Origin of the sequence: Nonomuraea sediminis, assembly GCF_018531495.1 — a bacterium.
Classification (GTDB): domain Bacteria; phylum Actinomycetota; class Actinomycetes; order Streptosporangiales; family Streptosporangiaceae; genus Nonomuraea; species Nonomuraea sediminis.
In genome coordinates this window covers 434,192-460,747 of the sequence record NZ_JAHDTI010000009.1, presented here as the reverse complement: position 1 = coordinate 460,747, position 26,556 = coordinate 434,192, and the positions used below count along the sequence as shown (strand labels likewise).

Sequence of the window (26,556 nt, the reverse complement as noted above, 5' to 3'; positions counted from 1 at the left end):
CAAAATGCCGCGGCATGGGATCTAAGGGCACATGAGTGCTGAGCCGCTACGCGCGGGGGATCCTCAAAGGCTCGGTGGCTACTGGCTGGCCGGCCGGCTCGGATCCGGGGGACAGGGCGTCGTCTACGAGGGGTACGACGAGGCCGCCAACCGCGTGGCGGTCAAGGTGCTGCACGCCTACCTGCCCGGCGACCACCAGCTGCGGCGGCGCTTCGTCAGGGAGGTGACCGCGGCGCAGCGGGTCGCCGCCTTCTGCACGGCACGCGTGCTCGACCACGATCTGACCGGCGAGCGCCCCTACATCGTCAGCGAGTTCGTCCCAGGACCGAGCATGCGCCGCGCCGTCACGGAGGCGGTGACGGGCGACGGGCTGCACCGGCTGGTCGTCGGCATGGCGACCGCGCTGGCCGCGATCCACCAGGCCGGCGTGGTGCACCGCGACCTCAAGCCGGAGAACGTGCTGCTCGGCCCCGACGGGCCGCGCGTGATCGACTTCGGCATCGCCAGGACCGTCGGGCTGTCGATGACCTCGACGGGTGAGCTGGTCGGCACGCCCATGTACATGGCTCCCGAGCTGTTCGACGGGGGCCGGGTCGAGCCGGCGGCCGACGTGTTCGCCTGGGGCGCGATGGCCTACTTCGTCGCCACCGGCAGGGACGCCTTCGCCGCGCCCACCACCGTCGCGGTCATCAACCGGCTGCTGACGGCCTCGATCGACCTGTCCCACATCCCCGAGGGCCTGCGCGAGCTGGTGGCCGCCGCGCTGGCCAAGGACCCGGCGGAGCGGCCCACCGCGCAGGAGCTGCTGCTGCACCTGCTCGGCGCGCGCGCCTCGCTGTCGGACGGCGCCAGGACGGCCGCCGCGGTGCGTCCTCCTTCCGAACTGGCCGGGACTCCGGCGCTGGGCGCGGTCGCCGAGAACGTCTACGCCGCGCTGACCGCCGACGCGCGCGAGGTCGCCAGGCAGGTGCTGCTCCGGCTGGTCGACGTGCACGACACGGACGAGTCGCCGCGCCGGGCCGCGCTCGGCGAGCTGCCCGATCCCGCCGCGGCCGAGCCGGTGGTCGCCGCGCTCGAGGAGGCCGCGCTCATCGAACGCGGCCAGGACACGCTCGCGGTCCGCCAGGCCGCCTTGTTACGCGCCTGGCCGCGACTGCACGCCTGGGTCTCCGGTGACCGCGACGCGCTGCGCCGCCACCGCAGGCTGGGCGAGGCGGCCCGCCGCTGGCTCGACGGCGGCCGCCACGCCGAGGACCTGCTGCGCGGTACGGCGCTGCGGGACGCGCTGGCGTGGGCGGCCGACGTGCCGTCCCATCTGACGCTCAACCCGGCCGAGCGGGCCTTCCTGGAGGAGAGCCGCGCCCAGTCGGCCCGGCAGCGCAGGCGGCGCCGCCTGGTCGTGACCGGCCTGGCGGGGCTGCTGGTCGTGGCACTCACGGCCGGGACGCTGGCCTGGCAGCAGTCGCTGCGCGGCGACGCCAGCGAACGGGACCTGGCCGCCGAGCGAGCCCAGGCCGCGGCCAGGAACCTGGCGCTGCGGGCCGACTCGCTGCGCAAGACCGACCCGGAGCGCGCCATGCTGCTCAGCGCCGCCGCCTACCGCCTGGCCCCAGTGCCCGAGGCCAGGGCCGCCGTGTTCAGCTCGCTGGCCCAGCAGGAGTACCGCGTACTGAAGGACCCGGCCCCGGCCAACACCACGCGGACGCTCACCCCTGACGGCCGGCGCCTGGTCAGCGTGGGCGGCGGGGAGGTCGCGGTTTACGACGTGATGTCGGGCAAGCGGGAGACGTCCTTCAGGGTCGGTCAGGTGACGCCCTTCGGCGGCGCCGCGGTCAACGGGAACACGCTCGCGCTCGGCCTGGACGAGAAGGTCGGGCTGTGGGACCTGCGTACCGGGAAGCCGCTCGGGGGCGGGCCGCTGCCGGGGTTTGATCCGCCCACGGAGCTGCGCTTCAGCCCCGGTGGCGGGTACCTGACCGCAAAGGACGGCGGGGAACCGCGCGCGGCACTGTGGAGCGTCGCCACGCACCGGGTTCTGGCCAAGGACGCGACCCGGTACGCCGTGGGGCCGGGGGACCGGTTCGTGATGATCGACAAGAAGACCGTGGCGCTTCCCGGACTGGGCTCCTGGACCGGCCTGCGGCTTCCTGACGTGGCCGACGCCTTCACCGCCGACGGCCGCTCCGCCATGGCGGGCGGCAAGTTGTGGGATATCTCGGCAGGCAAGCCTGCTGAGATAGAGGTCGGCAAGCTCATCGACCTCTACCAGGCGAGCTTCAGCGCCGATGGGGCCTTCCTGGCCACCGTCTCGGGGGTCTACAACACCACGGTGACGCTCTGGCGCGTGCGCGATGGGGCCCAGCTGCTCCGCTTCACGCTCTCCGCCAGGGTGAACGAGCTGCCCAGGTTCAGCCGGGACAACCGGCTCCTCACCCTGCTCGACGAAACCGGCCAGGTGACCGTCTACGACACCGCCGGTCTCACGGGCACCATCCCTGCGACCCCGGCTGGCGCGGGCACGGCCGAGCTCACCCCCGACGGCACACTGGCTGTCACGGCGGTCGGCAACCAGGTGTACACGCTGGCGATCCCCTCCCTGCACGAGTACGGCGCGACGATCGAGGTGCCGGGCGACGATGCGATCAACGGGGCTCTGGGTGTCGCGGTCAGCCCCGATGGCAAGACGGTCGTCACGAGCAGCGACTCCACCGTTGGACCTTTGCGCTTCTGGGACGCCCGGTCGGGGCGGGCACTCGGCACGGTCGAACTGCCGCAGCTCGGCGTCGGCGGCCGGCCCTCCTTCAGCCCCGATGGGCACTTCCTTGTGGTGACCTACGTCCAGGACAACGACTACTTCGGTCACGGCGCCGTGGTCGTCTTCGACGCCCACACCCGCAAGCAGGTGTTCAAACGCGAGAACGTGTCTACTTCCGCGATCCCGGTCTTCAGCGCCGACAGCCGCTACCTGACCACCGGCGACCCCTTGGGGATGACGCTGATCGACCTCACCACGAAGCGGGTGACGTCCCGCACCACGCCCAATCGCTGGCTCGCCCTCTCGCCGTCAGGCGACCTCGCGGCCGCGCCCAGCGGTACCAGGACCGTCGCGCTCTGGGACACGCGCACCTGGCAGCCCACCGGCCGCCTCTTCCGCGTCAATGGCGACGTCACCGCCGCCTCCATCTCCCGCGACGGTTCCCTCCTGGCCGTCATCTACGGCGCCTGGGTCGCCCTCTTCGATCTGCGCACCGGCGCCCAGCTGGGCACGCCTTGGCCCACCGCCATCGCCCACCCCACCGGCTACGCCGCCTACATTGCGGAAACCCGCACCGCGTTCACGCCGGATGGCACGCACCTGCGCGTCATCGGCCCCGACGGCACCTACCACGACATCCCACTGAACCCCTCCGATGCGCTGGTCGGCCTCTGCGCCCGTGCCGCCCGTTCGCTGACGCGGGACGAGTGGCACCAGGACGCCCCTGACCTGCCCTACCAGCCCGCCTGTCCGTAGAGCCACGTCAGGAGGGCGCCGTGGCGGCGGGAGAGCACTCCGCCACGAGCGCAGGCGCCGGACGCGCGTCCTCAGCCCTGTACGGCGGGCGGCCGGTGGCGGCGGCTCGCCGTACGGGTGTCAGCTGATCCGGTACCAGGACGGCAGGGCGAGGGGACCCGCGAGGGGCAGGCCGAGGTCGGCCGACAGGCGAGCCAGCGGACCCCAGGACTCCAGGCGGATCCGGGCGAGCGCGGCCGACTTGTCCTCGCTCGACTCGGGCCCGCGCAGGCGCTCCAGCGGGTGGAGGCGCGGGTAGCTGCGCACGGGCGCGTCCTCTGACAGGGAGGCGCGCCTGCGGGCGATCGCGAGCGCGTCCTCCAGGCCGCCGAGCTCGTCGACCAGGCCGCGTTCGCGGGCGTCGGCGCCGGTCCAGACGCGGCCGCGGGCCAGCTCGTGGGCCCTGTCGCGGGTGAGCCTGCGCCCCTCGGCGACCTTGCCCACGAAGTCATCGTAGATCCGGTCGAGCCAGGCGTTGACCCGCTCCCACTCCTCGGGGGAGAAGGCGCGCGTCGTGGAGAACATCCCCGCGTTGGCCCCCTCCGCCACCATCTCCGAATTTATGCCGATCTTGCCGAGCAGTTCCGACAGAACCGGCTTGCCGCCGAAGACGCCGATCGAACCGGTCAGCGTGCCCGGCTGGGCGACGATCACGTCCGCGCCCATCGACACGAAGTACCCGCCCGAGGCCGCCAGGTCGCCCATCGACACGATGACCGGCTTGGCCTGCCGCGTCAGCACGACCTCGCGCCAGACCGTGTCCGAGGCCACGTACGATCCGCCGGGGCTGTCGACCCGGAGCACCACGGCCTTGACGTGCTCGTCCCGCCGCGCCGACCGCAGCGCGGCGCTGATCGTGTCCGACCCCATCGCGCCGCCCCCGCCGAGCGGGCTGCGCCCGCTGCGGCCCATCCTGATCTGCCCGGTCCCGTGGATGAGCGCGATGCCCGGCGCGGTCGGATGCGGCAGCCTGCGTACGGCGGCGCCGCGCTGGTACCGGGAGACGAACTGCAGGTGTGCCTCGGCTCCCGCGGCCTTCTTGACCTCGTCGTAGACCTCGTCGCGGTAGGCGAGCCCGTCGACGAGCCCGGCCTCGAGCGCCTCGGAGGCGATGAAGGGCCCCCGGTCGATCAGCTCGCGCACCTTCTCGGGGTCGAGCCTGCGCCCGTCGGCGATCCCGGCGGTCATCTGCTCGACCACCGACTCCACGATCCGGGTCATCGACTCCCGGTGCGGCTCGGTCATGTGGTCCTGGGTGAACATGTTGGCCGCGGTCTTGTACTCGTGCCGCTGCCCCAGCTCGTACCCGACGCCCAGCTTGCCCAGCGCCCCCTTGACGAAGCGCTGCTCGAGCGCCACGCCGGTCAGGCCGACGTCGCCGCTGGGCTGCAGGTAGACACGCTCGAAGGCGCTTGCCAGGTAGTACGGCACGGTCCCGTTGCCGAACTCGCCGAACGTCTCGGAGAAGGCCACGGTCAGCTTGCCCGAGGCGCGGAACTGGACGACGGCCTGCCGCAGCTCCTGCACCATGGCCAGCCCCAGGTTGCCGCCGATCTTCACGATCAACGCCTTGACCCGGGAGTCCTGCCGTGCCCGCTTCAGCCCCGCCAGCACGTCGGACAGGCGCGGCCTGCGCATGGACAGCAGGGCGGCGAGTGGGTCGGCGGGCGGGCCTTCCGTCAGTCCCTCGGTGAGGTCCAGCTCCAGCACCAGCGGGCCGGTGCGCCGCTGGCGAAACCTGTCAACGGTCTCGAAGATCGCCTTGCCTGCGTCCATAAATGCCACCCTAAGCGACACATCTCGCCATAGCGGGCCACACGCAAAAGGGCCGCCCCCACAGGAGCGGCCCTTCATGCGGGTGTGCCTACTTGTTCACGTACTTGGCCAGGAAGGCCGCGGCCTTCTTCAGCTGTACGGCGGAGCCACCCGAGACCCGATACTTCTCGGCAACGGTCAGCGCCTGCTTCAGCGTGGTGTTCCCGTGCACCTTGGCCGAGCCGTTGTAGACGCCGTGGGCGTAGTTGAGCCACGCGGCCAGCAGCTGCCTGTCGAGTGCGGCCTTGGCGTCCTTGCCGCCGGAGCCGACCACCTTGTAGGCCTTGGCCAGGGTGCCCGCGTCGGTCACCTCGGGGAAGACCCTGCTGCCGTTCTGCGCGAGCGACAGGTAGCACAGCAGCGTCTTGTCGCTGAGGCTGCCGGGGCCCTTCTTGAGCTCCTTGGCCCAGCCGGCGGCGTTCAGCGGCGACTTGCCGTGGCCGCGGACGCAGGTGTCGGGCACCGGCTCGGGGGTGTCGTCGATGACGATCGTGTCGGTGCTCGGCGGGTTGTTCGTGGTGGGCGCCGGGGTCGGGGCAGGGCTCTGGCTGTGCGTGGGCGTGGCCGTCGCCGTCGGCGTCACCGTCGGGGTGGGCGTCGGAGTCGGCGTCGGGGTTCCCTTGGGCGGGGTCGCCTTGGCCAGGTCGATCCGCTCGGTGGTCACCTGGGCGCCGCCCGAGGAGTAGGTGATGTCCTTGCCGGTGTCCTGCAGCTTGGCCAGGAGCTGCCCGACGCTCAGGTTCGGGTAGGCCTGGCTCATCAGCGCGAAGGCGCCCGCCACGTGCGGGGCGGCCATCGACGTGCCGCTCTTCTGCCCGTAGGTGTTGTTCGGGATCGAGGAGTTGATCGCGACACCGGGCGCGAAGAGGTCGAGCAGCTTGCCGCGGTTGGAGAACGAGGCGATCGCGTCGCTGTCGTCGGTGGCGCCGACGGCGACCGCGCTGGAGATGCACGCAGGGGAGGAGACGCCGTTCTGGAAGCCGGAGTTCCCGGCGGCCACGACGGGGGCGACGCCCAGGCCGACCAGGGTGTCGAAGTGAGCCTTGATCACCAGGTCGTTGGGGTCGGTGTCGCAGTGGCCGGCGTACGGGCCGCCGCCACCCAGACTCATGTTGACCGCGACGACGTTGCGCTGCGCGGCCACCTTCTCCACGTACTCCAGCGCGTACAGCTGGTCGGAGGTGAAGGACAGGTAGCAGGGCGCCGACGGGGCGCCGCTGCCCTGGCAGATGCCGGCGTTGTCGAAGCGGCTGAAGACCTGGACCGGCAGGATGCCCGCCTCCGGCGCGACGCCGTTGGAGGGCGCGCCCGCGGTCTTCTTGCCGGCGGCGATGCCGGCCACGTGGGTGCCGTGGGTGCAGCCGTTGACGCCGTTGTTGAGGCAGCGCGCGGTCTCGGCGTCCGCGGATCCCGCGCCGGTCTGGGTGGCCTCCCCGTTCGGGCACAGCGTGGTCGAGGAGTACTCGGCGGAGGTGGTGGAGAAGCAGGCCTCGTCCACGATCCGGCCGGTGAAGAACGGGTGGTCGCGATCGATGCCCGTGTCCAGGATGGCGATGGTCTGGCCCTTGCCCGTCCAGCCGGCCTCGTTGGCCTTGTCCGAGCCGATCACCTTGGTGCTGACGTCGAGCGACGCGGCGCTGAGCCGGTCCTTGAACACGGAGTCGACCCGGCGGTCCTTGCCCAGCTCGCCCAGGGTCTTGGTGTCCACCTCGGTGACGAAGAACCGGGTCGAACCCGTCTTCTCCAGGACCTTGGTGTCGCCGGAGGCGTTCTCCGCCGAGGTGGCCACGGAGTTGACGCTCTGGCCCGGCTTGACCTCGACGATCGCGCGGACCTTGTCCTCCTTCTTGACCTCCGCGGCCAGCGCGGGGCTGATCGCTGGATCGTTCCCGGCGGCCTGCGCGACCGCGGGGGCCGCGATGAGCGCGGCCGATGTGGCTGCCAGCGCGACCGCGCAGGCCAGCAGAGACCGTAGTCTCACTCTTCCTCCGAGGGGGAGCCCGCCCGGCACGGGCGGGGCTGGTGAGGTGGGGCCACGGCGAAGCTGCAGGCCGCGTGACGACGAAGGAGCCGCGAGGGTGGCTCATCCGTGGATCCGGCCGTCGGCGGCCGGAAACATCCCCGTTGGTGTTACTCGTGAGGCCCGAGTGTAATGAGGGGATAAAGAAGACCCGATGAAAGAGTCTGGTCCGTTATCCGGATATACCGGATTCCTCATTTGAGGGTGGCGGCGGCCTTCTGCAGGGAGGTGGGGGTGGACTTGGGGCTCAGGCGGAGCTTTTCCGCGGCCTTGAGGGAGGTCGTGCCGTTGACGCCGTGGGCCCAGTTGAGCCAGCCCGCCAGGAGGGCGCTGTCCAGGCGGTCCCTGTCCGTCTTGGGGGACTTGAGCACGCGGTAGGCCTTGCCCAGCGACGAGGCCTTGGTCAGCTCGGGGAAGACCGCGCTGGCCTTCTGGACCAGGCCCAGGTAGCAGGTGAGCGTCGAGTCGGGGATCGTGCCGCTGTTGCGGTGCATCTCCACCGCCCACTGCGCGGCCGTCATGCGCGACACGGCGGTGCCGCGCGTGCAGACGGGGGCGGCGGGCGCCACGGTGACGGTGACCGTCACGGTGACCGTCGGCAGCGGGATCGGGGCCGGCTTGTCCGGCTGCGAGGGCTGGGACGGCTGCGAGGTGGGCGCGGGCGTGGGGCCGCTGCCCGAGGGGTCGGGCGAGGGAGGCGCCGTGGGGTTCTGGGTGATCGGCGGCTGGGTTCCCGAGCCGTTGATGGCGGCCATCAGGTCCAGGCGGGGAGTGCGTACCTCCGCCCCGTTGGCCTGGTAGACGTACGGCCGGCCGTACTGCTTGAGCTTGTCGATCAGCTGCGTCATGGGCGTCTGCGGCGAGGCTGCCTTGAGCAGCGCGATCGCGCCCGCGACGTGCGGGGCGGCCATCGAGGTGCCGCTGTGCACGGCCATCTGGTTGTCCGGCACCGAGGAGTCGATGTCGACGCCGGGCGCGAACAGGTCCAGCAGCGCGCCACGGTTGGAGAAGTCGGCGATCGTGTCGTCGCCGGAGGCCGCGCCGACCGTCACGGCAGAGGAGATGCAGCCGGGGAAGGAGGCGCCCTCGAAGGACTCGTTGCCGGCGGCGACCACGGTGGCCACGCCCTTGGTGAGCAGCTCGTCGATCTTGGGCTTGAAGACGTCGTCGTCGCAGGCCGACTCCGACAGTTGGCCGCCCAGGCTCATGTTCACCGCGGCGATCGGCAGCGTGCCCGTGACCGAGGAGACGTGGTCGAGCGCCAGGCGCAGCGACGACTCGAAGGCCAGGATGCACGACGGCTCGCCGCAGATGTCGGGGTCGTTGACGCGGCTGAAGACCTGGACCGCGTAGATGCCCGCGCCGGGGGCGACGCCGCCGCTGCCGGCCGCGATGCCCGCCACGTGGGTGCCGTGCTCGCACAGGTTGACGCCGTCGGCCAGGCACTTGGCCGTCATCGCGTCGGCCGCGCGCGGGCCGAACTCGCTGGTCTGGCCGTTCGGGCACAGCGACTCGGCGCCCTGGTCGGCCGCGGAGAAGCAGGCCTCGCCCACGACCCGGTTCTGCAGGTAGGGATGGTCGGTGTCGATGCCGGTGTCGAGCACGGCCACGACCTGTCCCGCGCCCTGGAAGCCCTTGGCGTGCGCCTGGTCAGCGCCGATCAGCTGCAGGTTGGACACGGCAGCCGGAGGGAAGGCCCGGTCACGGTGGATCGAGGTGACGCGCGGGTCCTTGGCGAGCGCGGCCAGCTCCTCCGCGCTGCCCTCCACGACCACGAACGGCTGGGTGTCCGGCTTGAGCACCACGTCCAGGCTCTCGGAGGTGGCCTGGGCGGCGACGGGCGCCTTCTCGCCCGCGTCCGCCAGCTCGACGATCGCCCGGACCTTGCCGGTGTCGACGGCTAAGCCCTCCTCGAGTTTGTCCCCTGACGGGATCGGCACCGGGCCGTCGGCTAACGCCGGTACGGCCGGCGTCAGGACGACACATAACACTGCGGACGCGATCAGGGAACGGAGTCGCACGTCTCGGAGTCTAGGAAGATTTTTACAACCCGGACAGAGGGGAACTCCTGTGAATTACCCTTCGCGATACAGCCAGACCGCCCCGAGAGGGGGCACTCGCATGGTCGTGGAGTACGGCAGGCCGTGCCGGGGCACCTCGACGGCCTGCACCGAGCCCAGGTTGCCGACCCCACTTCCCCAGTATCCGTAGGCGTCGGTGTTGATCGCCTCCTCCCACCGCCCGCCGTACGGCAGGCCGAGCCGGTAACCCTCGTGCGGCGCGCCGCTGAAGTTGACCACGCATGCCAGCGCGGACCCGTCGGTGGCGTAGCGGACGAAGGAGAAGGTGTTGCCCGGCGCGTCGTCGGCGTCGATCCAGCGGAAGCCCTCGGGCGAGATGTCCTGCTCCCACAGCGCGGGCGTGGCGCGGTAGAGGTGGTTCAGGTCGCGCACCAGCTTCTGCACGCCCTGGTGCCCGTCGAACTCCAGCACCCACCAGTCGAGCCCGCGCTCCTCCGACCACTCCGAGCCCTGGCCGAACTCGCCGCCCATGAACAGCAGCTGCTTGCCCGGATGCGCCCACATGAACGCCAGCAGCGCCCGCAGCTGGGCGAAGCGCTGCCACTCGTCGCCCGGCATCTTGCCGAGCAGCGAGCCCTTGCCGTGCACGACCTCGTCGTGCGACAGCGGCAGCACGAAGTTCTCGCTGTAGGCGTACATCAGGGAGAAGGTCAGCTGGTGGTGGTGATACTGGCGGAAGATCGGCTCGTGCCGCAGGTAGGCCAGGGTGTCGTGCATCCAGCCCATGTTCCACTTGAAGCCGAACCCGAGCCCGCCCAGGTGCACCGGGCGCGAGACCCCCGGCCAGGCCGTGGACTCCTCGGCGACGGTCGAGATCCCGGGCGCCTCGCGGTAGGCGACTGAGTTCATCTCCTTGAGGAAGTCGACGGCCTCCAGGTATTCGCGCCCGCCGTACACGTTGGGGGTCCACTCGCCGTCGCGCCGTGAGTAGTCGAGGTAGAGCATCGAGGCGACCGCGTCCACCCGCAGCCCGTCGACGTGGAACTCCTTGAGCCAGTACAGCGCGTTGGCCACCAGGAAGTTGCGCACCTCCCTGCGGCCGAAATCGAAGACGTAGGTGCCCCAGTCGGGGTGTTCGCCCCTGGCGGGGTCGGCGTGCTCGTACAGCGGGGTGCCGTCGAAGCGGGCCAGCGCCCAGTCGTCCATCGGGAAGTGCGCGGGCACCCAGTCGAGCAGCACGCCGATGCCGCGCTGGTGCAGCCGGTCCACGAACGCGCGGAAGTCGTCGGGCGAGCCGAAGCGGGCGGTCGGGGCGTAGTAGGAGGTCACCTGGTAGCCCCAGGAGCCGCCGAAGGGGTGCTCGGCCACCGGCATCAGCTCGATGTGGGTGAAGCCCAGGTCGCTGACGTACTCGCCGAGCTGGTCGGCCAGCTCCAGGTAGCTGAGCCCGGGGCGCCAGGAGCCGAGGTGCACCTCGTAGACGCTCATCGGGGACTTCTGCGGCAGCCGTTCGGTCCGCTGCGCCACCCACGCGCCGTCGTCCCAGACGTACTCCGACTTCTCCACGACCGACGCCGTCTGAGGCGGTATCTCGGTCCTTCTCGCCATCGGGTCGGCTTTGTCGCGCCACACCCCGTCGGCGCCGAGGATCTGGAACTTGTACCTTTCCCCCTGCGCGATGCCGGGGATGAACAGCTCCCACACGCCCGACCGGCCCAGCGACCGCATCGGGTGGCCCTGGCCGTCCCAGTGGTTGAAGTCGCCCACGACCCGGATGCCGCGCGCGTTCGGCGCCCACACGGCGAACGCCACGCCGTCCACGTCCTCGTGCCGCATCACCCGCGCGCCGAGCGCCTCCCACAGCCGCTCGTGCCTGCCCTCGCCGATCAGGTGCAGGTCCACCTCACCGAGCGTCGGCCAGTGCCGGTAGGGGTCGAGCATCTCGTACGGCGCGCCGTCCGGATACTTGATCCGCAGCCGGTAGCCGGGAACCTTGTCCAGCCCGGGTACGGTCACCTCGAACACGCCGTGGCCCGCGTGGCGCAGGTCGTACGCGGTGTCGTCGTCGAACACCACCTCGACCCGCTCGGCCAGCGGCCGCAGGCACCTGAACGTCACCCCGCCGGGCGCCGGGTGCGCCCCCAGGATCGAATGCGGATCGTGGTGCGCCCCACCCGCGAGGCGGTCCAGCTCAGTCGCCATCGGCATCCCCTAACCCTGCCCTACTCCGCCCGGCCATCCCAGGCCCTGCCCGCTTTCACCGCATTAATCACGGATTACCGGAGAAAACCGCGGACTCTCGGACGTTGGTCACGATCCTGCCTTATCGAGGCTCACTTACTTCGCAGGAGCCCGCGTGTCTACCCAATCTCCGCGGACCACCTCAACGGCACGACGGTCACGGTGGCTAGGCTGTCGGCCGTGATTCTTGCTGGATACGCCCCCTCCACGGCCGAGGAGTCGGCCGACGTGTCGAGGATCCGCGACACGCTCGTCGACGGCGATCCGTGGTCGCGGGCGACCGCGATGCACTTCACCGCCTCCGCCCTGATCGTGCACCCGCCCACCAGGCGCGTGCTGCTGCGCTGGCACGCCCGCCAGCAGGCGTGGATCCAGGTCGGCGGCCACGCCGACCCGGGGGAGACCGACCCGCTGGAGGTGGCGCTCAGGGAGGGCCGCGAGGAGACCGGTCTCGAGGATCTCAAGCCGCTGCCCGGTTCGGACCTGGTGCATGTGGTCGTCGTCTCGGTGCCGGCCGCGCCGCACGAGCCCGCCCACGAGCACGCCGACCTGCGCTACGTCCTGTCCACGGAGTCGCCGGAGGAGATCCGGCCGGAGAAGCCGGGGGCGGAGCTGCGCTGGCTGACCTTCCCTGAGGCGCACGCGCTGACCGGCGAGCCTAACGTCCGCGAGACCCTCAGCCGCGTCGAGGCCCTACTTTCCTGAAGATCCCTCCGCGCGCTCCGATCGCGCGCCATACTGGCCCGCCATGCATCCCTTACGCCCGGTTCGGGCGATGGCCGCGTTCGCGCTGGCCGCCCTGGGCCTCGATTCCTTGGTGGGCATCGGAGCCGCGTGGATCGACCTCCAGCGCGGCGCTCTGATCGACCGCTACGTGACCGACCCGGACAGCGTCCGGGTTACGGAGCTCGAGGCGAGCGACCTCACCAACTACGGGGTCGGCATCACGCAGATCGCCGTCTACCTCGTGGCCGCCCTGCTCTTCCTGCGTTGGCTCTACCGCGTGCGTGCCAACGCCGAGATCTTGAGTCTTGAGCCGCATCGCCACAATCGCGCCTGGATGACGTTCGGGTGGTTCGTGCCGGTCATCTGCTTCTGGTTCCCCAAGCAGATCGTCGACGACATCTGGAACGCCTCCGATGACCGCCCGCCGCAGTACCGATCCGGCCTGGTGTGGGCGTGGTGGGTGGCCTGGGTGATCGTCGTCGTCGGCAATACCGTGGTCGGCCGCGTGCTCGCCCGGAGCGACGACGCGGCGACCCTAGCCATGGCGGCGCGCCTGGACGTCGCCCTCGTGGCGGTGACGGTGGCGGCGGCCGGGTTGGCCGCCGCCGTCGTGTGGAAGATCACCGGGTTCCAGGAGGCACGCCGTACTAGCCTCGCCAGGGTCCCGTGATGGCGAAGACGTAACCCGGCGTCTGGATGTTGGCGAACAGGATCCGCCCGGTCACGTCGAAGTTGGGCCCGGTGAACTCGCTGTCGTTGAAGTCGTTGCGCGCCAGCGGGTAGGCCGTCCCCCGCGGCGTGACGCCGACCAGGTGGTTGATGCCCTCCCCGTCCTCGGCCAGGATGACGCCCCCGTACGGCGAGACCGTGATGTTGTCGGGGCCGTCGAAGTTGGTGTCCTGGGTGGGGTCGGGGTTGACGCCGAAGATGGTCTTGAGCGTGACCGTCTCGCTCTCCGGGTCGTAGAACCACACCTGCCCGTCGTGCTCGTTCACGCTGCCGTCACTCTGCCGGGCGTAGCTTGCCACGAAGTAGGCGCCGCCGTGCGACCACCAGGCGCCCTCCAGCTTGCGGCTGCGCGTCACCTGGTCGTCGGTGAACTGCTTGCGGACCGAGGTGGTCTTGGCGTCGCGCTCGGGCACGTCCACCCAGCGCACCTTGTAGCGCGTGCCGGGCTTGGTGGCCTCCGACAGGTCGGCGATGTGCTGCGAGCCGTGGTAGCAGCTCATGGCCTGCAGTTGACCGGCCGTGTCGCCGCCGGTGGCCATCGCCAGCTCGCGCAGCGCGCCCTTGCCGCCGTGGAAGCCGCGCGGCGGCGTCCAGCGGAAGTACAGGCCGTGCGGGCCGTTGGCGTCCTCGGTCAGGTAGATCGTCGAGTCGCGGGGCGAGACGGCGACGGCCTCGTGGGAGTAGCGGCCGAGGAACTTCAGCGGCACCGGGTTCTGGTTGGCGTCCTGGTCGAAGGGGTCGACCTCGAAGACGTAGCCGTGGTCCTTCTGGTAGGCGCCGCCGGCCTTCTGCTCGGTCTCCTCGCAGGTGAGCCAGGTGTTCCACGGCGTCTTGCCGCCCGCGCAGTTGTTGTGGGTGCCGGCCAGGCTGACGTACTCGCGCACGCGCGTGCCGTGCCTGTCCACGTCGATGTTGGTGGTGCCGCCGCCCGCGCCCGGGTCGTAGGTCAGGCCCTGCAGGGCCGGCACCCGGTACGGCTCGCCGCCGCCGATCTCGTGGTTGTTGACCAGCGTGGATCCGCCCCTGCTCGGGAAGCTGGCGGTGCCGTCGGCGTCGCTCGGCGTCGGCTCGCCGCTCTCCAGCAGCGTCTTGCCCGCCTCGGCGACGATCTTGTACGAGAAGCCCTGCGGCAGCGCGAGCAGCCCGTTCGGGTCCGGGACCAGCGGGCCGTACCCGACGGTGGAGGCGGCGGCGGGATTGGCGATCGCCTCGACGCTTCCGGCGATCATGATGCTCGCCGCGGCGCCGCGCAGGAGGTTACGACGTGAAACGGACATGGACACCGCCAAATCGTGAGGAACTGGCCTACAACACGCGACCCAAGTGTGCCCAGGGAACCGTTCTCTGACTCGCCAGTGTCATCACGATGAACATTCCCTGCGAACTCCACCCGGGGGTGGAGAGGAGTCCCACCCTGGCTCCGATCCGCGGGGAGGCGCCGGAACCTAGCGTCGGGAGGCGTTCGGTTCCCCCACGTTCAGGAGTCACCATGTCCGCGGCACTGATCTTCTCCGGCGCCTTCCTGCTGCTGGTCCTGTTCACCCAGCTCGGCCGCCACCGCATCATGTGGTGGCGGCTGCTGCTGTCGTTCGGCGCGCTGGCCTACTTCGGGCCGACCTACCTCGGCGACGTCCGCTTCGAGGGCGGCACCCTGTGGCTGTCGGTCTGGGGCACGCTCATCGGCGTCGCGCTCGGGGTCGCCCTGGTGGCCAACATGCGGGTCGAGCGGGCGGACGGCAGGTGGTACACCATCGCCGGCTGGCCGTACCTGGGGGTCTGGGTGGTGTCGCTGCTGGCCAGGATCGCCTTCGTCTACGGCGCGGAGAACTCGCCGTCGTTCCGGCAGAGCCTGGGCGAGTTCATGGCCGACCACCACATCGCCGACCCCGGCGCGTGGGCGGCCTTCTTCGTCCTCATGGCCTTCGCCATGCTGATCGTCCGCACGGCCGGGGTCGGCGTCAGGCTCCTGATCAGTAAGGGTTCCGCGGAGACACGTCTCGCGGCGTGATGCGGAAGCCCTGCCAGTGGACCGGCATCGGGTCGGCGTCCTCGTCGCGCGCCACGTGGTGGAAGCCCACGTCCACCCAGACCACCGGGTCGGTCACGCGTTCGCCGCCCGCGTACCTGTCGACCGACGCGCGGCAGTGCGGGGCGGTGTTCATCGTGGCCAGCCGCTCGCACGCGTGGTACTGCGTGACGTACAGGTCGGCGTGGGTGAACGCCTCGTCGGCCGGGCCCCGGTAGTCGGCGCTGTCGGAGTTGTCGATCTGCCAGGAGATCGGGTGGTGGTCGGAGTTGAGCATCCTCGGGTCGACCACCCGCCACCAGCGCATCGGCCGGTTCACGGCCCTGGCCTCGCGGGTGAACCGGGTGCGGATCATGGCGCGCTTCTTGGTGCCGTCGCCCGCGAAGTCGTACTGCTCCACCACGTCGTGGGCGGGACCCTGGATGTCGAAGTCCATCCGCCAGAAGATGTTGTGGCTGTGCGACTCCTCGAAGTGCTTGCTGCCCACCCCGATCGGCCATCCGTGACGGGGCGAGGTCACGGCCCCGGCCAGCGAGCCCGTCGCCCCGACCCGCGGCGTGATGGACCCGTCGTCGCCGAAGATCCACTCGGCGACGTAGGTGTACCAGCCGACCTGGTAGGCCGACAGCACCACCAGCTCGCGCGCCTGCCGCGACCTGCGCTCGGCCGGGTCGCCGTAGCCGTCCTTGAGGTAGCCGAGTCCGCGCTCCCTGGTCGTCACGCACACCAGCTGCGTGCGCCGTTCCCCGCCGGGGCAGTCGGCGGCGGTCAGCGGGATCGCCATCTCCCCGAGCGCCCCGATGTCGTGGTAGCGCGGCTCGCCGCTGTCGTAGGGCACGTGGATCTGCGCCAGCGCCGCGCTGCGCAGCACGCTCACCTCGGCACCGCCCTTCGGGGTGTAGCTGACCCGGTTGAGCGTCAGCCCTTCGACGTTGCGCATCTCGAAGCACATCCGCCAGCGCGCCCCGTCGGGCAGGGTCTCGTCGATCCGGTACGGCGAGCCGCACACCTTGCTGTTCGCGGTGGTGGCCGCGGGCGGGACGACGTGTCCCGCGGCGGCGACGAAGGCCGCTAAGGCCAGTCGGAGGAACAAGTCACCACTCCAGAGTCCGGACCTGCCCAGCCGACAGGTCGATGACGATGCGGCTGGTGTCGAGGAACTTGCCGCCGGGCAGCCGGACGAACAGCCGCACGCACCGGTGGGTCGCGCACGGCCCGCTCCGCTCGGTGTAGATCAGCCCGTGGATCCCGAGGTCGGCCACGGACCGCAGAGCCTTGCCCGCCGCGGCGGCGTAGGCCTGCCGTACGGCCCTGCCCAGCTTGGGGTCGGCCAGCAGCAGCTCGCCCGCGCGCAGCGCCTCGCGCGGCGAGGGCGGCGGCTGGACCCCCTTGCCCGCCGACTCCTCGACGACCTTGCCCTCGCCCAGGTCGACCGTGCGGACGATGAGCGAGTCGGCCGAGTAGTCGTAGATGTAGGCCTGGGCCCGCCGGGAGTCCTGCGTGGCCTTGTCGTCGTCGCGCTCGACGTAGAGCAACTCGGATCGGCCCGCCGCGAGGTGCTCGCGCGAGCCGCCCGTGGCGATCTCGGTGGCGCGCCTGACCTCGTCCGGCGTGAGCGGATCGCCCGGCGCGGGGGCCGCCTGCGCCGACCTGGCCGCCTGCGGCGCCTCGTCGCCGGACAGCGACAGCGCCACCCCCGCGAGCACCAGCACCGCCAGGGAGGAGGCGGCTAGCACCACCACTCGCCGCATGCCAGCTCCTTTACTCTTAGTTGGCAATCGCCCACGAAGAGTAGCCAAAGCCTGCCGTGCGAGCAGGCGAACCGGAGTAATCCCTCGTCAGAGCGTGCGGATGCGGGCGGCGATCCGGTCGACGTCGCCGCGCTCGCCCGGCGGCAGCGGCGCGCCCACCGACCGCCGCAACTCGCCCGCCTCGGCGAGCAGCCGCTCCGCCTCGGCCGCGTCCCCGCGCAGGCTCTGCGCCCCGGCCAGCCCCTCCAGCGCCAGCGCGACCGCCCGCGGATCCCCGGTACGGCGGGCCGTCTCCAGCCCCTCGTGGTGGAGCCCGAGCGCGGCCTCGGCGTCGCCCCGCTGCTCGGCCACAAAACCCAGCTCGGCCAGGATGAACGCGGCGCCGGGATCGCCCGCCACCTCGCGCACCCAGCCCAGCCAGGTCCGCAGGTAGCGCTCGGCCTCCTCGAGCCGTCCCTGCCTGCGGGCGACGATGGCCAGCCCGAGCTCGGCGAACTCCTGCGCGGGCCGGTTCGACTGCGCCAGCGCCAGCCGCCTGGCACGCTCGTGCAGGTCCTCCGCGCGCTCCAGGTCGCCGGTCAGCAGCGCGATCCTGCCCAGCTTGGACAGCGCGTCCGTCGCCGTGGCCGCCAGTCCCAGTTCCTCGGCGGCCCGCAGCACCTCGCCGCGCAGTTCCTCGGCCCTGGCGTAGTCGCCGGTGATCTCGGCCAGCGTGGCCAGGTTCTCCGCCGCCCGAGCCTCGCCCCACCGGTCGCCCGTCTCGCGGAACAACGCGAGGCCCCGCTCGCCGTCGCGTTCGAGCGCGGCCAGATCACCGCGGAACAGGGCCAGCCGGGCCCGCACGCTCAGCGTGGCCGCGACGCCCCAGCGGTCGTCGTGCGCCTCGAACTCCTTCAGCGCCGCGCCGATCAGGTCCTCCACGGTCGCGGCGTCGTCGTAGCCGAACAGCGAGAAGGCCAGGAACCAGCCTGCCCGCGCCCGCTCAAGCGGGTCCGCGATCTCCTCGTGCCGCCGCCTGCCCGGCGCCGGGCCCTGCCCCGCCAGCATCCGCAGCCCGGCCAGCCACACCTCCGTGCGGGCGTCGGGGGAGACGGTCAGCGCCGACTCCAGGGCGCGCTGCGCCTCGCCGAGCCGCCCGCGCAGGATCCAGTACCACGCCAGCGATCCGACCAGCAGCGAGGCGGTCTGCGCCGCGGCCTGCCGTACGGCGGGCTCCAGATCGGGCGCCTTGGCCTGCCGTACGGCGGTTTCCAGGGCGGTGCGGAGGTTGGCCGCCTCGGCGTCGAGGACGGCGAGCCAGCGGCGCTGGTCCTGGCCGCGCAGGCGGGGGGCGGCGAGGGCGGCGAGTGCCGCGTGGTGGCGGGCGTGGCGCAGCTCGACCGCGGCCTGCTCGCCCGCCTCGGCCAGGCGCTCGCGGCAGTAGGCGGCGACGGACTCCAGCAGGCGGTAGCGGCCGGTGGGCGTGCGCGTCACCAGGGAGCGGTCGACGAGGTTGGCCAGCAGGGGCAGCACGTCCAGGTCGGGCTCGGCGCAGACGGCCTCGGCGGCCTCCAGCGTGCAGCCGTCGGCGTGGACGGCCAGGCGGCGCAGGACCAGGCGCTCGTGATCGGGCAGCAGCTCCCAGCTCCAGTCGATCATCGCGCGCAGCGTCCGCTGCCTGGCGGGCGCGTCGCGCTTGCCCGCGGCCAGCAGCCCGAACCGGTCGTCGAGCCGGTCGGCCAGCTGGCGTGGGGTCAGGACCCGCGCCCGGGTGGCGGCCAGCTCCAGCGCCAGCGGGATCCCGTCGAGCCGCGCGCAGATCTCCGCCACGGCCGCGTCGTCCTCCTCGTGGCCCGCCCAGGAGCCGTCCAGGCCTGCGCGGGCGTTGAACAGGCGGACCGCCGCCTCCAAGGTCAGTGGGGGCACGCTCCAGGCCGCCTCGCCCGCGATACGCAGCGGCTCCTGGCTGGTCACCAGCACCCGCAGCCCGGGCGCGGCCCGCAGCAGGCGGCCGGACAGCGCGGCCACCTCGTCGACCACGTGCTCGCAGTTGTCCAGCACGAGCAGCGTCTCGGCGCCGCGCAGCACGCCCGCGAGCCGCTGCTCGACCGGCTCGGTCCCGTCGTCGCGCAGCCCGAGCGCCCCGGCCACAGCCTCGGTCACCTCCACGGCGGTACCCGGGTTCAGCGACGACAGCTCCACCAGCCACACCCCGCCGCCGAACGCGAGCCCGGGCTCGGCCGCCGCCTCCAGCGCCAGGCGAGTCTTGCCGACGCCGCCCGGCCCCGTCAGCGTGACCAGCCGGTTGCGCCCGAGCATGGCCCTGACCTCCGTCACGGCCTCCTTCCGCCCGATCAGGTCGCTGACGGGGGCCGGCAGGTTCGTGCGCGGCCGCTCGGCGAGGGACAGGCCGGGGTCCTGCCGCAGGATGGCCTGGTGCAGGCCGGCCAGCTCGGGGGAGGGGTCCACGCCGAGCCCGTCCGCCAGCCGTACCCGCAGGTCCTCATAGGAGGCCAGCGCCTCGCCCTGCCGCCCGGCCCGGTACAGGGCGCGCAGATGGACGGCGCGCAGCCGCTCGCGCAGCGGGTGCGCGGCCACCAGGTCGCCCAGGTCCGCGGTGAGCGCGGCGTGCTCGCCGCGCTCCAGGCGGAGCTCGGCCAGCTCCTCCAGCGCCGCCAGGCGCATCTCCTCCAGCCTGGCGGCGGGCGCCCTGGCGAACTCCGCGTCCTCGAACCCGGCGAACGCGGGCCCGCGCCACAGCGCCAGTGCCTCGGCGAATGCCTTCCCCGCGACCAGGTCGTGGAAGCGGTCGGCGTCCACGGACCCGGCGTGCAGCGTGTACCCGGCCGGGCCGAACGTGATCGCGTCCTTGCCCAGGACCCTGCGCAGCTGGGAGATCTTCACCCGGAGCGCGGCCAGCGCGTCGCCCGGCGGCCGGTCACCCCACAGGTCCTCGACCAGGCGGTCGGTAGAGACGGGACGGCCCCGGCCGGCCAGCAGGACGGCCAGGAGCAGGCGGACCTTCGCCTCGGGAACGGCGACGGGCTCGCCGTCGTCCGTCCACACCGCGAGCGGACCAAGCACCCCGAACCGCATCCAACCCCCCCATAACCCCATCGGAATCCGACCATAACCCGCCCTCGCCAGGGTGAAGACCATCTGAAAGGAGCAAGCGAATGTCGGAATCTGTGGTCGTGCTCGGGCTGGGACTGATGGGGCGGGCGCTGGCCCGCACGTTGGCGGAGGCGGGACACCCCGTCACCGTGTGGAACCGGACGCCCGGCCGGGCCCCGGAGCTGGACGTGGCCCGCGCCGAGACGCCGGCGCAGGCCGTGGCGGCGGCGCGGCTGGTGATCGCCTGCCTGCTCGACTACCCGTCCGTGTACGAGACCCTCGACGGGGTCGACCTGGAGGGCAAGGTCCTGGTGAACCTGACCACCGGGCGCCCGTCCGAGGCGCGGGAGGCGGCCGGGTGGGCAGCCGAGCGCGGGGCGGAGTACCTGGACGGCGGGATCATGGCGGTGCCCCAGATGATCGGCGGGCCGGGGGCCTCCATCCTCTACAGCGGGTCGCGGGAGGCCTTCGACCGGTACCGGGCGGTGCTCGAGCCGCTGGCCGTACCGAGCCATCTGGGGGAGGACCCCGGGATGGCCTCGCTGCAGGACCTGGCGATGCTGACCGGCATGTACGGGCAGATCGCCGGATTCCTGCAGGCGGCGGCGCTGGTGGAGTCCCAGGGCGTGGGGGTGGTGGAGTTCACGCAGACCCGGCTGGTGCCGTGGATGCGGTCGATGCTGGAGCTGCTGCCGGCCTGGGCGCGCGACATCGAGGCCAAGTCCTACGCCACGGAGGTGTCCAACCTGGAGATCAACGCCTCCGGCCTGGTCAACCTCGCGCGCGCCTTCGAGGAGCAGGGCGTCACCACCGAGCTGCTGGCGCCGCTGCGCGACCTGATGGCCCGCCGCGTCGCCCGCGGCCACGGTGACCAGTCGCTGTCCAGCCTCTTCGAGGAGCTCCACCCGGATCTCCACCATTAGGAGGTACGGCTCCACCCGGGTCGCTTCCTAGGTTCGCGGCATGGACAAGGTGCTCTACGTGCTCCAGCGAATCCTGGACGCCAACGGAGGGAAGATGAACGGAAAAGTCATCATCGCGCTCATCGTGGCCGCGGCGGTGGTCGTCGTCGGCTTCATCGCCTTCCGCCTGCTGATGGTGGAGATGATTCTCAACATGAGGGGATCGCACTAGCGACATGGCGGAGGTGTGGGAGCGGGTCAAGCGCCTGCTGTCGGCGGACGACCCGGAGACGGGGCAGCTGGTCAGATACGTGATCACGCTGCTGCTCGGGCTGACCCTGGCCTCCGCCGCCCCGGCCGCGGCGCCCGCGCTGGTGTGGACCGCGCTGAGCGCGAGCCTGGCCTGCTGGCTGTGCTTCGTGCTGCTGGACAGGCGGGCGCACCGGGTGGCGCTGGTGGCGCTCGCGCTCGGCTCCGCCCTGGCCGCGCTCGCGGTAGGCCCCGACGGCACGGACGCGATCATCTTCCTGTTCGCCACGCTGCTGCTGTTCGCCGCGCATCTGACGCCGCCGGTGTGGGCGATCCTGGCCGTGGCCGCCGCGGACCTGGCGCTCATGCTGGGCGGCATGGTGTGGTTCGGCAGGGAGCCGACGTCGATGGCCACGCATGCGGCGGTCCTGGTGATGACGCTGCTGTTCGCGCTGCACCGGCGGCAGTTCCGGCAGGGGCAGCTCGACAGGGCGCGGGCGGTGGCACTGGACGAGCGGGCCAGGATCGCCAGGGAACTGCACGACGTGCTGGCCCACTCGCTGGGCGCGCTGCGCGTGCAGCTCGAGGTGGCCGACGCGATGCTCACCGAGAAGGGCGACGTCGAGGGCGCCGCCCGGCGGATCAAGCGCTCGCTGCGGCTGGCCACCGACGGGATGATCGAGGCCAGGGCCGCGGTGGCGGCGCTGCGCGAGGACGTGCCGCCGCTGCCCGAGGCTCTGTCGGCGCTCGTCGCCGCGCACCGGCGCGACCACGACGCGCAGGTCGAGGCCCGCACGGTCGGCAAGCCCCGCCCGGTCGCGCCCGCCGTCGAGGTCGGCCTGCTCCGCACGGCCCGCGAGGCCCTCACCAACGCCGCCAAGCACGCTCCGGGCCTGCCCGTGTCGATGACCCTGACCTTCACCGACCACGCCGTCACCCTCCGCGTCCACAACACCCTCCCCGGTACGGCACAACCACGCGAACCCGGGCACGGGCTGGCAGGGATGCGGGAGAGGCTGGCGTTGATCGGAGGGACACTGGAGGCGGGACCCCGCGAGGGGGAGTGGCGGGTCACGGCGGAGGTACCGGGATGAGGGTGCTGGTGGTCGACGACCAGCAGATCATGCGCGAGGGCCTGGTGGCGCTCATCGAGCTGATGGACGGCATCGAGGTGGCGGGCGACGCCGCCGACGGCGAGCAGGCCCTGCGCCTGGTCGCCACCGAGCGGCCCGACGTGGTGCTGATGGACCTGCGCATGCCGGTCATGGACGGCGCCGAGGCCACCAGGCGCATCACCCGCGACCATCCCGAGGTCGCCGTCCTGGTCCTGACCACCTATGACGACGACGAGTCGATCACCGCCGCGCTGCTGGCCGGGGCACGCGGCTACCTCACCAAGGACGCGGGCAGGGCCGAGATCGCGGCCGCGCTCCGCTCGGCGGCCGCGGGACAGTCCACCTTCGCCGAGCCGGTCTCCAGGCGCCTGGTCGAGGCCCTGTCACGCCGCGAGCCGGGCCCGGTGACGGACCCGCCCGACGGGCTCACGGTCAGGGAGGTGGAGGTGCTGCGCCTGATCGGGCGCGGGCTCAACAACGCCGAGATCGCCGCCACCCTGGTCATCGCGGAGACCACGGTCAAGACGCACATCAACAACGCCTTCGCCAAGATCGGCGTCCGCAACCGCACCGAGGCCGCGGGCTACGCGCACCGCCACCTGTGATCAGCGTTCCACGGCCAGCTTTATCCCGAGCCCGATGAAGATGCCGCCGGTGGCGACGTCGATGCCGCGCTTGGCGGCCTGGCGGCGGCGCAGCCAGGCGGCGATCCGTCCGGCGAGGACCCCGACCGTGCCGTCGACGATGAACTCGAGCACGATCAGGATCACGCCGAGGATGGCGAACTGCAGCCAGACGTGACCCAGCCCAGGGCTGATGAACTGCGGCAGGAACGCGATCGTGAACGTGACCATCTTCGGGTTGAGCAGGTTGGTCAGCAGCCCGTTGAGGTAGGCGCGCCGGTCGGAGATCCGCGGCCCCGAGGCCGGGTCGAGGCCCCGGGTGTCCTTGCGGCGACGGATCGTCTGCACGCCCAGGTAGATCAGGTACGCGGCGCCGACCACCCGGACCACGGTGAAGGCCACGGGGACGGCGGCGAACAGGGCCGCCAGGCCCGCCGCGGCCACCGCGACGTGGACGGCCTCGCTCGTGGCCACCCCGGCCGTGGCGAGCAGCCCGGCACGCGGACCGCCGCGCATCCCGCAGCCCAGGATGAACAGCATGTCCGGCCCAGGCGTGATCATCGCGATGACCGTGGTCACCGTGAACAGCGCGAGCAGGTGCGGGTCGAGGGGCATGACTCCATCATCTCATTCGGGCTCCTGGAAGGCGGCCAGCGGGATGGGCAGCCAGCTCGGCCGGTTGCGGGCCTCGTAGCCGACCTCGTAGACGGCCTTGGACAGCTCGAAGGCGCGCAGCAGGGTGGCGTCGGCGGCGTCCAGGTGACCGCCGCCTGCGGCGTACCCCTCGAGGAAGGCGGCCTTGTTGTGGTCCGCCCACTCGGCCGCCCGCGGCTCCAGCGGCTTGGGATCGGGGTGGTCGGCCAGCAGGTGGCGCGAGGCGTACTCGAAGGAGCGCAGCATGCCCGCCACGTCCCGCAGCGGCGAGTACAGCGCCCTGCGCTCGGCCAGCGGCTGGCCGGGCTCGCCCTCGAAGTCCAGCACGATCCACTCGGTGGGCGTCCGCATGACCTGGCCCAGGTGGTAGTCGCCGTGGACGCGCTGCACGGGCACCGGCCCGGACAGGTCCTCCACCGCCAGGAACGCCCTATCGGCCACCTCGGCGTTCTCGCGCAGCGCGGGGACCTCCGCGGTGGCCAGGGCCAGCCTGCGGCGGAAGCCCTCGGCCATCCGCCTGATCTCGGAGGGGTCCATCACGTCCGTCGGGAAGGCCGCGGCCAGTTCTGTGTGGATGCGGGCGGTGGCCACGCCCAGCCGCCGCGACTCGGCGGCGAAGTCTCCGCCTGCCTGCTCGGCGGTGACCTCGGGCAGCGAGCCGTACAGGTCGCGCACGCTGGCGAGCGCCAGCCCCCACCCGTCGTTGGCGGTGGACAGGAACTCCTGCATGAACGCCAGCGTCGTGCCCGTGGCGTCCAGGTCGGTCTCGATCCACCCGTACGGCCGGGCGATATGGGGAGCGCCGCGGCCGGCCAGCGCGGTGACCACCTCGACCTCGGGGTTCACGCCGGGGATGAGGCGGCGGAAGAGCTTGCAGATGTAGGCGTCGCCGTACACCAGCGAGGTGTTGGACTGCTCGGCGCCCAGGACCAGGCTGCGCAGCGAGGTGTCGATGTCGACGCCGGGCATGTGGCCGAACCGGACGCCGTCCCAGGCGCGGTCGGTGGCCATTCCCTCCAGCAGCGAGCGGGTGAGGGCGGGGTCGTGTGCGGCGTCGTAGTGGTGCGTGCCGTCGTGCGTCCCGATGAGGGCGTGGGACAGGCGTTCGGGGAGCTCGGCCCGCGAGCCGAGCAGGAGCTGGTAGCGGTCACGGGAGCCCGCCTGCCAGACAGAGATGATCAGATGCCGGAGCCCCGGGTCTTCGGCGTGGAGCGTGAGATCGGACTCGATACCGAGCGAGTCGATCGGGCGCCCCTTGCCCGCGAACCAGCGCTGATTGGTGATCCAACGGGCAAGGAGCTCCTCAAGCACGTCTTACTCCTCCTGGACGGTGGTCGGTGGGAGGGTGAACCAGTAGAAACCATGCCCAGGAAGCGTCAAAAGATACGGAAGTTCGCCAATCGCCGGAAATGGGACCCCTCCCATCGTCTCGACGGGCGAGACGCCGACGAACCTCCGCAGGTCGAGCTCCACAGGCTGGGGGAACCGCGAGAGGTTGTTGACGCACAACATGCGATCATCACCGAATTCGCGGACGAATGCCAGCACGGACGGGTTCGACGAGTTGAGCTCGATGAACTCACCCGTGCCGAACACCGGGTGCCGCTTACGGATCTCGATCATCCGCTTTGTCCAGTGCAGCAGCGAGGCGGCGTTCTTCTGCTGGGCCTCGACGTTGATCGCCTGGAAGCCGTAGATCGGGTCCATGATCACAGGCAGGTAGATGCGGCCCGGGTCGCAGTCGGAGAACCCGGCGTTGCGGTCGGGGTCCCACTGCATCGGGGTCCTGACGCCGTCGCGGTCGCCGAGCCAGATGTTGTCGCCCATGCCGATCTCGTCGCCGTAGTACAGCACCGGGGAACCCGGCAGGCTCAGCAGCAGGGCGGTGAACAGCTCGATCTGGTTGCGGTCGTTCTCCAGGAGAGGGGCGAGTCTCCGACGAATCCCGACATTTGCCCGCATGCGCGGATCTTTGGCGTATTCGGTGTACATGTAGTCGCGCTCTTCGTCCGTCACCATCTCGAGCGTCAGCTCGTCGTGGTTGCGGAGGAAGATGCCCCACTGGCAGTTCTCCGGGATCTTCGGCGTCTGGGCCAGGATCTCGGAGATCGGGTAGCGGGACTCGCGGCGCACCGCCATGAAGATGCGCGGCATGAGCGGGAAGTGGAAGGCCATGTGGCACTCGTCGCCGCCGCCCACCGGGTCGCCGAAGTACTCCACCACGTCCGACGGCCACTGGTTGGCCTCGGCCAGCAGCACCCTGTCGGGGTAGAGCCGGTCCACCTCGGCCCTGACCCGCTTGAGGTACTCGTGGGTCCTGGGCAGGTTCTCGCAGTTGGTGCCCTCTTCCTCGAAGAGGTACGGCACGGCGTCCAGCCGGAACCCGTCGATGCCCAGGTCGAGCCAGAAGCGCAGCACCTCGAGCATCGCGTCCCGCACCGCCGGGTTCTCGTAGTTGAGGTCCGGCTGGTGATGGAAGAAGCGATGCCAGTAGTACTGCCCGCGCACCGGGTCGTAGGTCCAGTTGGACGCTTCCGTGTCGATGAAGATGATCCTGGCATCCTGATACTGCGTGTCCGAGTCGGACCACACGTAGAAATCGCCGAATGGCCCCTCGGGGTCGTGCCGGGACGCCTGGAACCACGGGTGGGCGTCGCTGGTGTGGTTCATCACCAGGTCGGCGATCACCCGCATGCCGCGCTTGTGCGCCTCGTCCACCAGCTTCACGAAGTCGCCCAGGTCGCCGAACTCCGGGAGGATCTTCATGAAGTCGGCGATGTCGTAGCCGCCGTCGCGCAGGGGGGACTCGTACAAGGGCAGCAGCCACAGGCAGTCGACGCCCAGCCATTGCAGGTAGTCGAGCTTGCTGATCAGGCCCTTGATGTCGCCGGTGCCGTCGCCGTTGGAGTCGGCGAAGCCCCGGATCAGCACCTCGTAGAAGACCGCGCGCTTGTACCAGTGAGGATCGCGCGGCTTCTCCTCGTCGAATGGGTTCGGGATGGGGGCAGCGCTCATGAAACTTCGCCCGTGAAGGAGGTGTT

19 protein-coding genes are annotated in these 26,556 nt (G+C 71.4%); 8 read left to right on the top strand and 11 right to left on the bottom strand.

The features are described from left to right. The first annotated feature begins 31 nt into the window (after window positions 1-31). Window positions 32-3,511, top strand: a complete 3,480-nt coding sequence (locus KIK09_RS33770; protein ID WP_214323450.1) for a WD40 repeat domain-containing serine/threonine-protein kinase — start codon at window positions 32-34, stop codon at window positions 3,509-3,511. 120 nt (window positions 3,512-3,631) lie between these two features. Here KIK09_RS33770 and sppA read toward each other — a convergent pair whose 3' ends face one another. The 4 genes from sppA to glgB form a co-directional block, all read right to left on the bottom strand. Continuing rightward, complete coding sequence (gene sppA / locus KIK09_RS33765; RefSeq protein WP_214323449.1) at window positions 3,632-5,326, bottom strand: signal peptide peptidase SppA; 1,695 nt, start codon at window positions 5,324-5,326, stop codon at window positions 3,632-3,634. 88 nt (window positions 5,327-5,414) lie between these two features. Continuing rightward, window positions 5,415-7,346 (bottom strand): S8 family peptidase, encoded by a 1,932-nt coding sequence (locus KIK09_RS33760; protein ID WP_214323448.1) that lies wholly within the window; start codon window positions 7,344-7,346, stop codon window positions 5,415-5,417. Window positions 7,347-7,579: 233 nt separating this feature from the next. Beyond that, window positions 7,580-9,376, bottom strand: coding sequence for a S8 family peptidase (locus KIK09_RS33755; RefSeq protein WP_214323447.1), 1,797 nt, complete (start codon window positions 9,374-9,376; stop codon window positions 7,580-7,582). A gap of 84 nt (window positions 9,377-9,460) precedes the next feature. Beyond that, window positions 9,461-11,608: a 1,4-alpha-glucan branching protein GlgB gene (glgB, locus tag KIK09_RS33750; protein WP_214323446.1), complete on the bottom strand. Its 2,148-nt coding sequence runs from the start codon at window positions 11,606-11,608 to the stop codon at window positions 9,461-9,463. A 219-nt stretch (window positions 11,609-11,827) separates the two neighbouring features. Here glgB and KIK09_RS33745 point away from each other — a divergent pair, with 219 nt between their 5' ends. Continuing rightward, window positions 11,828-12,352 (top strand): NUDIX hydrolase, encoded by a 525-nt coding sequence (locus tag KIK09_RS33745; RefSeq protein ID WP_214323445.1) that lies wholly within the window; start codon window positions 11,828-11,830, stop codon window positions 12,350-12,352. Window positions 12,353-12,395: 43 nt separating this feature from the next. After that, window positions 12,396-13,043, top strand: a complete 648-nt coding sequence (locus KIK09_RS33740) for a DUF4328 domain-containing protein (RefSeq protein WP_214323444.1) — start codon at window positions 12,396-12,398, stop codon at window positions 13,041-13,043. Here the strand turns inward: KIK09_RS33740 and KIK09_RS33735 are convergent. Next, window positions 13,021-14,379, bottom strand: a complete 1,359-nt coding sequence (locus tag KIK09_RS33735) for an alkaline phosphatase PhoX (protein ID WP_214323443.1) — start codon at window positions 14,377-14,379, stop codon at window positions 13,021-13,023. The two genes, KIK09_RS33740 and KIK09_RS33735, sit on opposite strands and share 23 nt — an antisense overlap. 212 nt (window positions 14,380-14,591) lie before the next feature. Here KIK09_RS33735 and KIK09_RS33730 point away from each other — a divergent pair, with 212 nt between their 5' ends. Further along, a complete protein-coding gene (locus KIK09_RS33730) occupies window positions 14,592-15,110 on the top strand; it encodes a hypothetical protein (protein WP_214323442.1) in 519 nt (172 codons plus the stop codon). Here the strand turns inward: KIK09_RS33730 and KIK09_RS33725 are convergent. The 3 genes from KIK09_RS33725 to KIK09_RS33715 all read right to left on the bottom strand — a co-directional run bounded on the left by KIK09_RS33725 (window position 15,073) and on the right by KIK09_RS33715 (window position 19,954). Continuing rightward, window positions 15,073-16,221, bottom strand: a complete 1,149-nt coding sequence (locus KIK09_RS33725; RefSeq protein ID WP_250574138.1) for a copper amine oxidase — start codon at window positions 16,219-16,221, stop codon at window positions 15,073-15,075. The genes KIK09_RS33730 and KIK09_RS33725 overlap by 38 nt on opposite strands. Window position 16,222: 1 nt before the next feature. Continuing rightward, entirely contained in the window at window positions 16,223-16,879 is a 657-nt protein-coding gene (locus tag KIK09_RS33720) for a hypothetical protein (RefSeq protein ID WP_214323441.1), read from the bottom strand. A gap of 87 nt (window positions 16,880-16,966) precedes the next feature. After that, entirely contained in the window at window positions 16,967-19,954 is a 2,988-nt protein-coding gene (locus KIK09_RS33715) for an AfsR/SARP family transcriptional regulator (protein ID WP_214323440.1), read from the bottom strand. A gap of 80 nt (window positions 19,955-20,034) precedes the next feature. Between KIK09_RS33715 and KIK09_RS33710 the strand changes: the two genes are divergently transcribed. From KIK09_RS33710 to KIK09_RS33695, 4 genes are read left to right on the top strand one after another with little or no spacing between them, the layout of a single operon-like run. After that, window positions 20,035-20,895 carry an NAD(P)-dependent oxidoreductase gene (locus tag KIK09_RS33710; protein ID WP_214323439.1) on the top strand — a complete coding sequence of 287 codons (861 nt, stop codon included), beginning with the start codon at window positions 20,035-20,037 and terminating at the stop codon, window positions 20,893-20,895. Window positions 20,896-20,935: 40 nt separating this feature from the next. Next, window positions 20,936-21,106, top strand: a complete 171-nt coding sequence (locus tag KIK09_RS33705) for a hypothetical protein (RefSeq protein WP_214323438.1) — start codon at window positions 20,936-20,938, stop codon at window positions 21,104-21,106. Window positions 21,107-21,110: 4 nt separating this feature from the next. Then, on the top strand, window positions 21,111-22,217 hold the full coding sequence (locus tag KIK09_RS33700; protein ID WP_214323437.1) for a sensor histidine kinase: 1,107 nt from the start codon (window positions 21,111-21,113) through the stop codon (window positions 22,215-22,217). After that, entirely contained in the window at window positions 22,214-22,843 is a 630-nt protein-coding gene (locus tag KIK09_RS33695) for a response regulator transcription factor (protein ID WP_214323436.1), read from the top strand. Before KIK09_RS33700 ends, KIK09_RS33695 begins: the two co-directional genes overlap by 4 nt. Here the strand turns inward: KIK09_RS33695 and KIK09_RS33690 are convergent, their stop codons facing one another. From KIK09_RS33690 to treS, 3 genes are read right to left on the bottom strand one after another with little or no spacing between them, the layout of a single operon-like run. Continuing rightward, window positions 22,844-23,476 (bottom strand): LysE family translocator, encoded by a 633-nt coding sequence (locus KIK09_RS33690; protein ID WP_214323435.1) that lies wholly within the window; start codon window positions 23,474-23,476, stop codon window positions 22,844-22,846. It abuts the gene before it with no gap. Window positions 23,477-23,488: 12 nt separating this feature from the next. Next, window positions 23,489-24,826, bottom strand: a complete 1,338-nt coding sequence (locus tag KIK09_RS33685) for a maltokinase N-terminal cap-like domain-containing protein (RefSeq protein WP_214323434.1) — start codon at window positions 24,824-24,826, stop codon at window positions 23,489-23,491. Window positions 24,827-24,829: 3 nt separating this feature from the next. After that, a complete protein-coding gene (gene treS, locus KIK09_RS33680; protein WP_214323433.1) occupies window positions 24,830-26,530 on the bottom strand; it encodes a maltose alpha-D-glucosyltransferase in 1,701 nt (566 codons plus the stop codon). Between the last annotated feature and the right edge of the window lie 26 nt (window positions 26,531-26,556).

What these genes read in the sequence shown, in the direction of transcription:
- KIK09_RS33735 (WP_214323443.1), bottom strand. Translation starts at nt 14,379, where the DNA reads ATGTCCGTTTCACGTCGTAACCTCCTGCGCGGCGCCGCGGCGAGCATC.
- KIK09_RS33770 (WP_214323450.1), top strand. Translation starts at nt 32, where the DNA reads ATGAGTGCTGAGCCGCTACGCGCGGGGGATCCTCAAAGGCTCGGTGGC.
- KIK09_RS33690 (WP_214323435.1), bottom strand. Translation starts at nt 23,476, where the DNA reads ATGCCCCTCGACCCGCACCTGCTCGCGCTGTTCACGGTGACCACGGTC.
- KIK09_RS33700 (WP_214323437.1), top strand. Translation starts at nt 21,111, where the DNA reads ATGGCGGAGGTGTGGGAGCGGGTCAAGCGCCTGCTGTCGGCGGACGAC.
- KIK09_RS33740 (WP_214323444.1), top strand. Translation starts at nt 12,396, where the DNA reads ATGCATCCCTTACGCCCGGTTCGGGCGATGGCCGCGTTCGCGCTGGCC.
- KIK09_RS33710 (WP_214323439.1), top strand. Translation starts at nt 20,035, where the DNA reads ATGTCGGAATCTGTGGTCGTGCTCGGGCTGGGACTGATGGGGCGGGCG.
- KIK09_RS33730 (WP_214323442.1), top strand. Translation starts at nt 14,592, where the DNA reads ATGTCCGCGGCACTGATCTTCTCCGGCGCCTTCCTGCTGCTGGTCCTG.
- glgB (WP_214323446.1), bottom strand. Translation starts at nt 11,608, where the DNA reads ATGGCGACTGAGCTGGACCGCCTCGCGGGTGGGGCGCACCACGATCCG.
- KIK09_RS33720 (WP_214323441.1), bottom strand. Translation starts at nt 16,879, where the DNA reads ATGCGGCGAGTGGTGGTGCTAGCCGCCTCCTCCCTGGCGGTGCTGGTG.
- KIK09_RS33705 (WP_214323438.1), top strand. Translation starts at nt 20,936, where the DNA reads ATGGACAAGGTGCTCTACGTGCTCCAGCGAATCCTGGACGCCAACGGA.
- KIK09_RS33715 (WP_214323440.1), bottom strand. Translation starts at nt 19,954, where the DNA reads ATGCGGTTCGGGGTGCTTGGTCCGCTCGCGGTGTGGACGGACGACGGC.
- treS (WP_214323433.1), bottom strand. Translation starts at nt 26,530, where the DNA reads ATGAGCGCTGCCCCCATCCCGAACCCATTCGACGAGGAGAAGCCGCGC.
- sppA (WP_214323449.1), bottom strand. Translation starts at nt 5,326, where the DNA reads ATGGACGCAGGCAAGGCGATCTTCGAGACCGTTGACAGGTTTCGCCAG.
- KIK09_RS33695 (WP_214323436.1), top strand. Translation starts at nt 22,214, where the DNA reads ATGAGGGTGCTGGTGGTCGACGACCAGCAGATCATGCGCGAGGGCCTG.